Here is an 11,397-nt window from a genome sequence, read left to right as displayed (position 1 = left end):
GGGGGTCGTGTTGTAAACCACAACGCCGGACACCTGGGGGGAACCAAAAGAAAGACAAAAGGCCCCCCCCCCCCCCCGCGTGCCGGGCGCCCTCCCCCCCCGCCGCCTGTCGGCGGCCTGTCGGTGATCTGTCGGTGATCTGTCGGCGGCGGCTGGTCACATGGGGCCATGACGCGAACCGACAAGAACCGCCGGAACGGCCCGAACGCCGTCGAGGTCCGGGGACTGGTCAAGCACTTCGGCGAGACCAGGGCCCTGGACGGAGTCGACCTGGACGTCCGCGAGGGCACCGTCCTCGGCGTCCTCGGCCCCAACGGCGCCGGCAAGACCACCCTCGTCCGCTGCCTGTCCACCCTGCTCGTCCCCGACGCCGGCACCGCCCGCGTCGCCGGCTACGACGTCGTCCGCCAGCCGCGCCAGCTGCGCCGCACCATAGGCCTGACCGGCCAGTACGCCTCGGTCGACGAGAAGCTCTCCGGCTGGGAGAACCTCTACATGATCGGCCGGCTGCTGGACCTGTCCCGCAAGGACGCCCGCGCCCGCGCCGACGAGCTGCTGGAGCGGTTCTCCCTCACCGAGGCCGCCCGCAAGCCCGCCATGACGTACTCGGGCGGCATGCGCCGCCGCCTCGACCTGGCCGCGTCCATGATCGGCCGCCCGGCCGTGCTCTACCTGGACGAGCCGACCACCGGCCTCGACCCCCGCACCCGCAACGAGGTGTGGGACGAGGTGCAGCGGATGGTCGCCGAGGGCGCCACCGTCCTCCTCACCACCCAGTACATGGAGGAGGCGGAGCACCTCGCGCACGAGCTGGCGGTCATCGACCGCGGGCAGGTCATCGCGGGCGGCAGGATCGACGAGCTGAAAGCCCGCGTCGGCGGCCGCACCCTGCGGATCCGGCCCGTCTCGCCCGCCGACCTGCCGGGCATGGCCCGCGCCCTCGCGGAGGCCGGCCTCGACGGCATCGCCGGCGCGCAGGCCGTGCCGGACGAGGGCGTCCTGCTCGTCCCGATCCTCAGCGACGAGCAGCTGACGGCGGTGGTCGGCCTGCTGGCCGCCCGCGGCCACGCGATCGCCGACCTCGGCACCTACCTGCCGAGCCTGGACGAGGTGTTCCTCGCCATCACCGGCCACCGGACCGCCGACGCGCAGGACGCGCCGCCGCCCGGCGGGCAGCAGACCGGCCGCACGGGCCGGACCGAGCGGACCGAGCGGACCGACGAGAACGAGGGGGTCGCGGCATGAGCACCGCCACCACGAGCAAGCCCGCCGCCGCCGCGGCCGCCGCACCGGCCGGGGCGGGCCCGCTGCCGGCGGAGGGCCGCATCGGCCTGCGGGCCAACCTGCGGCACATCTCCGCCCTGGCGCGCCGCAACCTGATGCAGATCAAGGCCGACCCGCAGTCGATGTTCGACGTGGTGTTCATGCCGATCGTGTTCACGCTGCTGTTCGTGTTCGTCTTCGGCGGCGCGATCTCCGGCAAGGGCAACCAGGACGCCTACGTCAACTACGTCCTCCCCGGCCTGATGGCCATGATGGGCCTGAACATCGCCATGGGCGTCGGCGTCGGCGTCAACGACGACTTCAAGAAGGGCGTCATGGACCGCTTCCGGTCCATGCCGATCGCCCGGTCCTCCGTCCTCCTCGCGAAGATCGTCGTCGAGCTGGGGCGGATGCTGGTCGCCATCACGATCCTGCTCGGCGTCGGCTTCCTGCTGGGCCTCTCCATCGAGACGTCCTTCCTCGACCTGCTGCTCGCCATCGGGCTGTCCGCCGTCTTCGGCGCCTCCCTGATGTGGATCTTCATCCTGCTGGGCCTCACCCTGCAGAACGCCCAGGCCGTGCAGGGCGTGGCGATGCTGGTCCTGATGCCGCTCCAGTTCGGCAGCTCGATCTTCGCCCCGCCGTCGACGATGCCCGGCTGGCTGCAGTCCTTCACCGACTACAACCCGCTGTCCCAGCTCGCCGACGCGGCCCGCGGGCTGATCAACGGCGGTCCCGTCGCCCACGCCGTGTGGGTGACCCTGGCCTGGTCGCTGGCCATCACGGTCGTCACCATGCCGCTCGCGGTCCGCAAGTTCCGCCAGAAGACCTGATCCGGCCGGCCGGTCCGCTCCGGATCGCGTCCCGGACGGGCCCCCGGCGGGGGGCCGGGTCAGATGAGGGCGGCGGCCTCCTCCAGGGCGAGGCTGCCGCCCTCGGCGTACGCGGCCCCGTACGCCGCCTCGCCCAGCTCCTCCCGGAGCAGCTCCTCGGCCCGGTCCCGGTCCTCCCGCTCGGTCGCCACCGGGACGTGCCCGTCCGGCAGCAGCGCCCGGTACGCGCCGAGCAGCCGGGCGGCGCGCAGCGCCTCCTCGCGGCCGCCGAGCCCGGCCCGCGCGCGGGCCGCCGTCAGCATGCAGACGGCGGGCAGCTGCGGGGCGACCATGTCGGCCAGCGGGTCCCGGGCGGACTCCAGGGCCTGCCGCAGCACCTCCAGCGCCCGCTCGTGGCGGCCGTCCTGGTTCTCCAGCCAGGCCATCGTGCCGAGCAGGTAGCAGTCGAAGACGGCGTACGCGCCCATGGCGAACTCCTCCCGCAGCCGCCGGATGTGCCCGCGGGCCTCGGCGATGCGGCCCCCGTGTCCCAGGCACACCGCCATGAACAGGCGGGCGGCCGGCATGGCCTCGTTGCCGTAGCCGCTCGGCATGTGCCGCAGCACGTCGGCGAGCAGCTCCTCCGCCTCGGCATACTGCCCGCTCTCCATCAGCACCCCGGCCATGCGCACGCGCAGGACCGTCACCTGCGAGGGCGCGCCGAGCCGCTCCGCGTGCCGGATCGCCGCCCGGAAGTCGTCCGCGGCGAGCGCGTACCGGCCGTGCTTCTCGCGGGCCTCGGCGCGCGCCGACAGCGCCTCCGCGCAGCCCCAGTCGTCGCCGAGCGCGGTGAACAGCGCGAGGCTCTCCTCGGCGTCGCGGGAGGCGTCGCCGGCCCACGCGGCCCGGTTGGCCAGTACGTTCGCCCGCACTTGCAGGGCGCCGGCCAGCTCCCAGCGGTAGTCGAGGGAGCGGGCGGTGTCGACGGTGGCGTCGATGGCGCGGCGCAGCATCTCCGCGTCCCCGCCGATCATCACCGCGTAGATCCACAGCGAGCCGGGGGCCCGGCAGGTCTGCGGCAGGCCCGGCCGGTAGGCGGCGAGGACGCCCTCGATCAGCGGGCGCACCTCCGGCGAGTTCCAGTTCTCGCTGTTCTGGTCCCGGGCGGCGAGCTGGAGGAGCCGGATGCCGCGCCAGGCCTCGGTGAGCGCCTCCCCGCGGTACGGCGGGGGCGTGTCGGGAATGCGGCCGTGCACCGGCTCGGCGGGCGCGACGGGCGCCCGGAACGGGTCCGGGCCGAGTGCGGCGACGGCGTCCGCCCAGTGCCGGCACTCGGCCCGCAGGTCGTGCATCTGCCAGTACCAGACGAGGGAGTGCACGAGGCACAGCGCCTCCCCGGCGTCCCCGGCCGCGACGGCCCGGCGCAGCGCACTGCGGATGTTCTCGTAGTCGGCCGCGAGCCGCTCCCCGGCCGCCCGCTGCCCCGCCCCGCGCAGCAGCGGCTCGGTCGTGCGGGCGAACTCCCGGTAGTACACGAGGTGCCGCCGCTCGGCGGCGCCCCTCTCCCCCGCCTCCGCGGCCAGCCGCTCCGCCGCGTACTCGGCGACGGTCTCCAGCAGCCGGTACCGCATCCCGCCGGGGCCGGGCGCGGCGATGACGAGCGACTTGTCGACGAGCGACCCGACGATGTGGGCGACGTCCCCCGCCCGGACGGCGTCCAGACCGCCCTGGTCGGTTCCGGGCGCGGCTCCGGCCGAGCAGATGGCTTCGGCGGCCCGGAGGTCGCAGCCGCCGGCGAAGACGGACAGGCGGGCCAGTACCCGGCGTTCCGCCGCGTCGAGGAGTTCCCACGACCAGTCGACGACCGCGCGCAGCGTCTGCTGCCGCGGCAGCACGGTGCGCGCCCCGCCCGTCAGCAGGCGGAACCGGTCGTCCAGCCGGTCCGCGATCTGCCGCGGCGTCAGCAGCCGCAGCCGCGCCGCCGCGAGTTCGATCGCGAGCGGGAGGCCGTCCAGGCGCCGGCAGATCTCGGCCGCCGCGTCGGGGTCCTCGGCGACGGTGAAGCCGGGGCGGGCGGCGGCGCCGCGGTCGTCGAGGAGCCGCAGTGCGGCGGGGTCCGGCAGCGGCTCGACCGGCCGGAGGAACTCCCCGGGCACCCCGAGCGGTTCGCGGCTGGTGGCCAGGATCCGCACCCCGGGGCAGTGCGTGAGCAGCCGTTCGGCCAGCTCGGCGGCCGCCCCGGCGACGTGCTCGCAGTTGTCGAGGACCAGCAGCATGCCGCGCCGGGCGCAGTGATCGGTGAGGCGGGCGAGCGGGTCGTCGCCCGCCCGCTCGGTCAGGGCCCGCAGCTCCTCGGCGGAGGCGCCGCGCAGCTTGGTCTCGCGGGCGCCGAGCGCGGTGAGGACGGCCTCGGCGACGTCGTCCGGGTCGTTGACGGGGGCCAGTTCGGCGAACCACACGCCGTCGGGCCACCGCTCCGCGCCGTCCGCGGCCGCGGCGTGGGCTTCGGCGGCCTCCTGCGACAGGCGGGTCTTGCCGGCCCCGCCCGGCCCCAGCAGGGTGACGAGCCGGGCCCGTCCGAGGTCCGCGCCGATGGCCCGGATGTCCTCCTCGCGCCCGACGAACGTCGTCAGCCGCGCCTTCAGGTTCCCCGGCCGCGCCTCCGGGACCGCCGCCGCCCCGGGAGCCCGTACGGGCCCTGCGGGCCCACCGGCTGCCGCGCCGGGAGGCCCGGCCGGTGCCGCGAGGAGCTCGGCGTGCAGGGCGCGCAGGGCCGGCCCCGGGTCCGCGCCGAGCCGGTCGGCGAGCTCCTGCCGGACCTCCTCGTAGGCGGCGAGCGCCTGCGCCGCCCGCCCCGCGTCCCGCAGCGCCCGGATCCGCAGCGCCTGGAGCGGCTCGTCCAGCGGGTGCCGCCCGCACAGCTCGGCGAGCTCGGGCAGGACGCGCTCCGCCTCGCCGAGGCCGAGGGCCGCCGCGAGCCGCCCCCGCCGCGCGTCGGCCCGTACGGCCTCCCAGCGCGCGGCCTCCGCGCCCGGCTCGGGCAGGTCGGCCAGGGCCGGGCCGCGCCACAGCGCCAGCGCCTCGTCGTACAGGGCGGCGGCCCGCGCCGGATCCCCGCCGCAGGCCGCGGCGGCGGCGCGGACGAGCCGCTCGAAGCGGTACACGTCGACGTCCTCGCGGGCGGCCGCCAGCGCGTAACCGCCCTCCGCGGAACGCACCGCGCCCCGGCCCAGCACCCGCCGCAGCCGCCCGACCAGCGCCTGCAGCGCGGCCGGCCCGTCGGCGGGGGGCCGGCCGGCCCACACCTCGTCCACCAGCAGGTGCACCGGCACCGCCCGCCCGGCCCGCAGCGCGAGCGCGGTCAGCAGGGCGCGCAGCCGCGCCCCGCCGACGGCGACGGGGGTCCCGTCGCCCCGAACGACCTGAACGGGACCGAGGATCGCGTAGAGCACCGCCCCATTGTCCCCACCCCTGCGCCGGCCCCCGACCGGTTTTCCCCGCCCGCCCGGCGGCTGCCCGCCCCGCGGGCAGCCCGCCCCCGGCCCGCGTCTCCGGCAGCCGCCGGCCCGGGGTAGGTTTCGCCGCATGGTTCATCAGGGGACGCGCAGCGAGCGCCAGGTCAGTTCCGTTTTCGTCGGCATAGTCGCGATCATGGCGGTCACGGGGTGGGCCGTGTGGACGGGCTACTCGCAGAGCGCCGGGCTCGCGGTCTTCTTCTTCGTCACGTCGGCGTGGCTGGTCTCGCTGTGCCTGCACGAGTACGCGCACGCCCGGACGGCCCTGCACGGCGGCGACCTCACGGTCGGCGCGAAGGGCTACCTGACGCTGAACCCCCTGAAGTACACGCACGTCCTGCTCAGCGTCGTCCTCCCCCTCGTCTTCGTGATCATGGGCGGTATCGGCCTGCCCGGCGGCGCCGTGTTCATCGAGCGCGACCGGATCCGGGGCCGCTGGAAGCACAGCCTGATCTCGGCGGCGGGCCCGCTGACGAACGTGGCGTTCGCCCTCGTCTGCACCGCCCCGTTCTGGCTGGGCGCCCTCGACGGGGTGCCGCAGCCGTTCCGCTTCGCGCTGGCGTTCCTCGCGCTGCTCCAGGTGTCGGCGTCGATCCTGAACTTCCTGCCGGTACCCGGCCTCGACGGCTACGGGGTCATCGAGCCCTGGCTGTCGTACCGGGTGCGCCGGGAGCTGGCGCCGCTCGCGCCGTTCGGCCTGATCGCGGTGTTCGCGCTGCTGTGGATCCCGGGCGTGCACGCCGTCTTCTTCGACGTGGTCCACGGCGCCCTGTCGGCGCTGGGCGTGCAGGACTTCGACACCTACTGCGGGTTCGAGCTGTACCGCTTCTGGGAGGACACGGAGGGCTTCTGCGCGGCCCCGCAGCCCTGACGGCGGGGCGGGGTCAGCCGGCCTGGCGGGCGGCCTTGCGGGCCCGCTCGCGGCGGATGTAGTACCAGGCCATGTTGGAGGACAGGCCGGCCAGCAGCACCCAGATGATGCCGAGGAAGCTGCCTTCGACGAAGGCGACCACGGCCGCCGCCACGGACAGCACGCAGACGAGGATGGCGAAGACGGCAAGGCGGGGCATGGGGTACGTCTCCTAGACGGCACGGGACTGCATCGAGCCCCTCCAGTGTCCCCCACACCACCGCCGCACCACCCCCCACCCCGCCCGGAGCCCCTTTTCCCCGTTCGCCGGATCCGGCCCGGCCCGCGCCGCTATGGTGCGCCGGACGGTGTGTCGCGCATCACGCGCCGCGAGCACAGAGGCAGAACGACAGCCCGGCCCGCTCGGCCCGCCGCAGCCGGCGCCGGGCGACTGGGGGGTACGCGTGCAGGAAATCACCAAGGGCGGAAACACCAGCCTGACCGCCCTCAGCGAGGATTCCGGCTCCGTGGTGGTCAGCCTGGGATGGACGAGCGCTTCGGGGGCCGGGGACGCGGACGTCTCCGTCCTGCTCCTCGACGGGAGCGGCAAGGTCCGCAGCGAGAACGACTTCTACTTCTACAACAATCCCGCCGCCGCCGACGGCAGCGTCCAGTTGCTCGGGAAGACGCCGACGGACAGCGGTGACGAGGACCGGATCAGCGTCGACCTCACCGCCGTCCCGCCGGACGTCGCACGGATCGTCGTCGCGGCCAGCCAGTACGGCGACGCCCGCTTCGGCGACCTCGACGACCTGCGGATGACGGTCTCGGACCGGTCCGGGGAGCCGCTCGTCGGCTTCTCCATCGACGACGCCGGCGCCGAGACGGCCTTCATCTTCGGCGAGCTCTACCGGCGCGGCCCGGAGTGGAAGTTCCGCGCGGTCGGCCAGGGGTACGAGACCGGCCTCGCCGGCCTGGCCACGGACTTCGGCATCACCGTCGACGACGACGAGGACGCCCCCGCCCCGCAGGCAGTCCCGGAAGCCGTCCCGGTAGCGGCCGGGGGCGCCGCCTCGGCCTCCGCCGTCGCGACGGCCGCCGTACGGGCGGCCCCGCCGGCGGTGCCGGACGCGCCCGCCGTGCCCGTCCTGCCCGTGCAGCGCACGGCCCGCAGCCCGCGGACGACGAAGAAGAAGACCACCCTGCCCAAGGCCGCCGGGAAGTCCCTCGCCGAGAACGACACCTGGCGGCAGGCCTGCCTGTTCCCGGCGCCGACGCTGAAGAGCGACCGCGAGCGGGAGGTCCGCGCCACCTCGATCCTGCTCTCCGTGATGGCCCAGGTCCCCGAGCTGGGCCGCCGCCTGACGGCCGGCTTCGGCGCCCCGGCCGGGCGGATGCAGACCTTCACCGAGGTGGCCCTCCCGCACGGCGACACCCCGCGGCGGCCCGACGGGGTGATCCGGGTGGAGCGGGCGGGCCGGATCTGGACCGCCCTGCTGGAGACGAAGACGAACGGCAATCCGCTCAAGCCGGAGCAGGTCCAGGAGTACATGGACATCGCCGCGCGCCGCGGCTACGAGGCAGTGATCACCCTCTCCAACGACGTCGCGCTGGACGGCGTCCCCGTCGTGGACGTCAAGATCGACGGGCGGCGCAAGCACAAGGTCGGCCTGTGGCACCTCTCCTGGGCGGAGGTGGCGCACCAGGCCCAGATGCTGCTCCTCCACGAGGGCGTCGGGAACGCCGCCCACGCCTGGCTCCTCCAGGAGCTCCTCGCCTACCTGCGGCACGAGCAGTCCGGCTGCCACGGCTTCCAGAACATGGGCCCGGCCTGGGTGCCCGTACGCAAGGGGGTCGAGGACGAGACGATCGCCGCGGGCGACGAGCGGGCCGTCGGCGTGGTGGAGAGCTGGGAGCGGCTGATCCGCCAGGTGTGCCTGCGGGTCGGCGGTGAGCTGGGGCAGAAGGCGCTGCCCGTGCAGCGGGCCCGGCGCGGCAGCGACCCGCACGCGCGGCGGGTCGCCGCGGCGGAGCGGCTGTGCCGGGAGGGCAGGCTCTTCGCGGAGCTGCGCATCGACGGCATGAACAGCGTGGTCGCCGTGACCGCCGACCTCCGCACCGGCCGGATCCGGACCTCGGCGGAGGTGGCGGCCCCGGAGGGCGCCTACCCGCTGGCGACGGTGAAGCGGCTGGTGCGGATGCTGGCGGACGCCCCGGCGGACCTGCACGTCGAGAGCATCGTCGACGGGGACAACGGCCCCCGCGGCACGCTGGAGCGGCTGCGTCCGGAACCGGGCGACCTGCTGCCCCCGAACGGGGTGCCGGTCACCGGGTTCAGGCTTTCCCTGATCAAGGGCATGGGCAGCGGCCGGGGCAGCGCGGAGACGGGGTTCATCCGCAGTGTCGACGCCGCGGTGGACCGCTTCCACAGCGGTGTCCTCGCGCATCTGGCCGGCTTCGAGGGCCGGTCCGGCCGCCGGGGCTGACGGGCCCGGCGCCCGTCCGGCCTCCCGGGGCCGGACGGCCGCCGGGGAGGCCACACCCCGGCCGGGTCAGACGTCGGTGACGCGGAGGGCGGCGTGGGCCTTGTAGCGGCGGTTCGCCGAGATGAGGTTCGCCACGAGCGCCTCGACCTGGTGGGCGTTGCGCAGCCGGCCCGCGAAGACGCCGCGCATGCCGGGGATGCGGGCGGCCAGGGCCTGGACGACGTCGGTGTCGGCGCGGGAGTCGCCGAGGACCATCACGTCCGTGTCGATCTCCGCGACGGACTCGTCCTGGAGGAGGACCGCCGACAGGTGGTGGAAGGCGGCGGTGACCCGCGAGTCGGGCAGGAGGGCGGCGGCCTGCTGGGCGGCGCTGCCCTCCTCCACCCGGAGGGCGTACGCGCCCTGCTTGTCGAAGCCGAGGGGGTTGACGCAGTCCACGACGAGCTTGCCCGCGAGGTCCTCGCGGAGCGCTTCGAGGGTCTTCGCGTGACCCTCCCACGGCACCGCGATGATCACGACGTCGCTGCGGCGGGCGGTCTCGGCGTTGTCGGCGCCCTCCACGCCGAGGCCGATGTCGGCGGCGGCCTGGCGGGCGCGGTCGGCGGCGCGCGAGCCGATGACCACCTTCTGGCCGGCCTTGGCGAACCGGTAGGCCAGGCCCCGGCCCTGGTCGCCGGTGCCGCCGAGGACGCCGACGACGAGGCCGGAGACGTCCGGCAGGTCCCACGGGTCCTTGGCGGGCGCCTTGGCGGGCGCGGGCGGCTTCTGGGTGCTGTCGGTTGAGGTCATGGGGGGAGCGTAGTGCGGGGATCCGCACCGGCGAACGGGTACCGCCCGGCACGGGCCCCCGGCCCCGGACGTCCCCCCGGCCTCCGGGCCGCCCCGGGGCCGCCCCGGGCCCTCCCCCGGGCTCCGGGCGTCCCCCTGGCCTCCCCGGGCCCTCCCCCGGCTCCCCCTGGCCTCCCGGCCTCCCCTGGCCGTCCCGGGCTTCCCCTGGCCCGGCCTCACCCCCGGCCTCCCCCCGGCGGCCCGCCGCCGTGCCCCGCGGGCACGGCGGCCGCAGGGCTACGCGGTGGGGCCGCCCCCCTCGTCCGGGGTGCCCTCGCCGGACTTGTCGTTCCACCGGGGGTCGTTCTGCCATTCGAGGTTGCGCTCCTGCGCCGTCTCCATGGCGTGGGCCGCCTCCTCGGGCGAGCCGTACGGGCCGAAACGGTCCTTCGCCGGGCACTCGGGGCCCTCTTCGACCTTCTTGTGGACCAGGCAGTAGTACCACTCGCCCGGCTTGCCCGCCTGGCGCTTCTTGAACAGGGCCATCGTCCCCGGCTCCTTCCTCCGCGGCCGCGGAGCCGCCGCCGTACCGTCTTGTCTGCCGCCATGCTGCCCCAGGAGTGCTGGATACACTCGCTTGCATGTCTGGCCAGTCGCTGCTCGTACCCGGCGAGCTCTCTCCGACCCGTTCCGTTCCCGGCAACATCCGCCGGCCCGAGTACGTGGGCAAGCCCGCGCCCACTCCGTACACCGGGCCGGAGGTGCAGACGCCCGAGACGATCGAGGCGATGCGCACCGCCGGCCGGCTCGCCGCGCGGGCCATGGAGGAGGCCGCGAAGCTGATCGCCCCCGGCACCACCACCGACGAGCTCGACCGCGTCGCGCACGAGTACCTGTGCGATCACGGGGCCTACCCGTCGACGCTGGGCTACCGCGGCTTCCCGAAGTCGCTGTGCACGTCCGTCAACGAGGTCATCTGCCACGGCATCCCGGACTCGACGGTCCTGCGCGACGGCGACATCGTGAACCTGGACGTCACCGCGTACATCGGCGGCGTGCACGGCGACAACAACGCCACCTACCTGTGCGGCGACGTGGACGAGGAGTCCCGCCTGCTGGTGGAGCGGACCCGCGAGGCGCTGAACCGGGCGATCAAGGCCGTCCGGCCGGGCCGGCAGATCAACGTGATCGGCCGGGTCATCGAGTCGTACGCGAAGCGCTTCGGCTACGGCGTGGTCCGGGACTTCACGGGGCACGGCATCAACTCGGCGTTCCACTCCGGCCTGATCATCCCGCACTACGACAGCCCGCACGCCACGACCGTCATGCAGCCCGGGATGACCTTCACCATCGAGCCGATGCTGACGCTGGGCACCCACGAGTACGACATGTGGGACGACGGCTGGACGGTCGTGACCAAGGACCGGAAGCGGACCGCGCAGTTCGAGCACACACTGGTGGTGACGGACTCGGGAGCCGACATCCTCACCCTGCCGTAGCCCGTTCCGGCCCCCGGGGACGTTTTACCGACAACGCGTCGGGAACACATTGACTTAGGTTTGCCTAAGCACGAGGATCGGGGCGTGGCGGCCGTGCCGCCACGCCCCGTCCCCCCCCCCCCCCCAAACCTTCCTTTCAGCCCCTCCCCCCACACCCCCCCTCTCTGCGTCCCAAAAACAACACCAAAAAAAAGCCCCCCCCCC

Annotated in this window: 9 protein-coding genes; 5 read left to right on the top strand and 4 right to left on the bottom strand. The window is 74.8% G+C overall.

The window, feature by feature from the left end:
- Positions 1–168: 168 nt before the first annotated feature.
- Complete coding sequence (locus tag ACZ462_RS07730; protein ID WP_467804791.1) at positions 169–1,245, top strand: ATP-binding cassette domain-containing protein; 1,077 nt, start codon at positions 169–171, stop codon at positions 1,243–1,245.
- On the top strand, positions 1,242–2,096 hold the full coding sequence (locus tag ACZ462_RS07725; protein ID WP_467804792.1) for an ABC transporter permease: 855 nt from the start codon (positions 1,242–1,244) through the stop codon (positions 2,094–2,096). The genes ACZ462_RS07730 and ACZ462_RS07725 overlap by 4 nt, the downstream gene beginning before the upstream one ends.
- A gap of 59 nt (positions 2,097–2,155) precedes the next feature.
- Here the strand turns inward: ACZ462_RS07725 and ACZ462_RS07720 are convergent, their stop codons facing one another.
- Positions 2,156–5,527 (bottom strand): AfsR/SARP family transcriptional regulator, encoded by a 3,372-nt coding sequence (locus tag ACZ462_RS07720; protein ID WP_467804793.1) that lies wholly within the window; start codon positions 5,525–5,527, stop codon positions 2,156–2,158.
- Between the two features lie 133 nt (positions 5,528–5,660).
- Here ACZ462_RS07720 and ACZ462_RS07715 point away from each other — a divergent pair, with 133 nt between their 5' ends.
- Complete coding sequence (locus ACZ462_RS07715) at positions 5,661–6,461, top strand: site-2 protease family protein (RefSeq protein WP_467804794.1); 801 nt, start codon at positions 5,661–5,663, stop codon at positions 6,459–6,461.
- 13 nt (positions 6,462–6,474) lie between these two features.
- Here ACZ462_RS07715 and ACZ462_RS07710 read toward each other — a convergent pair whose 3' ends face one another.
- Positions 6,475–6,660 carry a hypothetical protein gene (locus ACZ462_RS07710; protein ID WP_467804795.1) on the bottom strand — a complete coding sequence of 62 codons (186 nt, stop codon included), beginning with the start codon at positions 6,658–6,660 and terminating at the stop codon, positions 6,475–6,477.
- A 244-nt stretch (positions 6,661–6,904) separates the two neighbouring features.
- Here ACZ462_RS07710 and ACZ462_RS07705 point away from each other — a divergent pair, with 244 nt between their 5' ends.
- Positions 6,905–8,926 carry a TerD family protein gene (locus tag ACZ462_RS07705; RefSeq protein ID WP_467804796.1) on the top strand — a complete coding sequence of 674 codons (2,022 nt, stop codon included), beginning with the start codon at positions 6,905–6,907 and terminating at the stop codon, positions 8,924–8,926.
- Between the two features lie 66 nt (positions 8,927–8,992).
- Here ACZ462_RS07705 and npdG read toward each other — a convergent pair whose 3' ends face one another.
- Together npdG and ACZ462_RS07695 are read right to left on the bottom strand one after the other, a co-directional pair.
- Positions 8,993–9,715 carry an NADPH-dependent F420 reductase gene (npdG, locus tag ACZ462_RS07700; protein ID WP_467804797.1) on the bottom strand — a complete coding sequence of 241 codons (723 nt, stop codon included), beginning with the start codon at positions 9,713–9,715 and terminating at the stop codon, positions 8,993–8,995.
- Positions 9,716–9,991: 276 nt separating this feature from the next.
- The gene (locus ACZ462_RS07695) at positions 9,992–10,240 is read right to left on the bottom strand and encodes a hypothetical protein (RefSeq protein WP_467804798.1); all 249 of its coding nucleotides are present in this window, start codon (positions 10,238–10,240) and stop codon (positions 9,992–9,994) included.
- A 95-nt stretch (positions 10,241–10,335) separates the two neighbouring features.
- Between ACZ462_RS07695 and map the strand changes: the two genes are divergently transcribed.
- Positions 10,336–11,193 (top strand): type I methionyl aminopeptidase, encoded by an 858-nt coding sequence (gene map, locus ACZ462_RS07690; protein ID WP_467804799.1) that lies wholly within the window; start codon positions 10,336–10,338, stop codon positions 11,191–11,193.
- Positions 11,194–11,397 lie beyond the last annotated feature (204 nt).

The sequence above is a fragment of the Streptomyces sp. NPDC031121 genome (assembly GCF_055570615.1).
Note: the sequence above shows the minus strand (reverse complement) of the source record. Positions and strands in the feature narration are given on the sequence as shown.

Bases quoted from the DNA above. Each gene is read 5' to 3' on its own strand.
- ACZ462_RS07725 (WP_467804792.1), top strand. From the start codon at position 1,242: ATGAGCACCGCCACCACGAGCAAGCCCGCCGCCGCCGCGGCCGCCGCA.
- ACZ462_RS07710 (WP_467804795.1), bottom strand. From the start codon at position 6,660: ATGCCCCGCCTTGCCGTCTTCGCCATCCTCGTCTGCGTGCTGTCCGTG.
- map (WP_467804799.1), top strand. From the start codon at position 10,336: ATGTCTGGCCAGTCGCTGCTCGTACCCGGCGAGCTCTCTCCGACCCGT.
- npdG (WP_467804797.1), bottom strand. From the start codon at position 9,715: ATGACCTCAACCGACAGCACCCAGAAGCCGCCCGCGCCCGCCAAGGCG.
- ACZ462_RS07695 (WP_467804798.1), bottom strand. From the start codon at position 10,240: ATGGCCCTGTTCAAGAAGCGCCAGGCGGGCAAGCCGGGCGAGTGGTAC.
- ACZ462_RS07730 (WP_467804791.1), top strand. From the start codon at position 169: ATGACGCGAACCGACAAGAACCGCCGGAACGGCCCGAACGCCGTCGAG.
- ACZ462_RS07715 (WP_467804794.1), top strand. From the start codon at position 5,661: ATGGTTCATCAGGGGACGCGCAGCGAGCGCCAGGTCAGTTCCGTTTTC.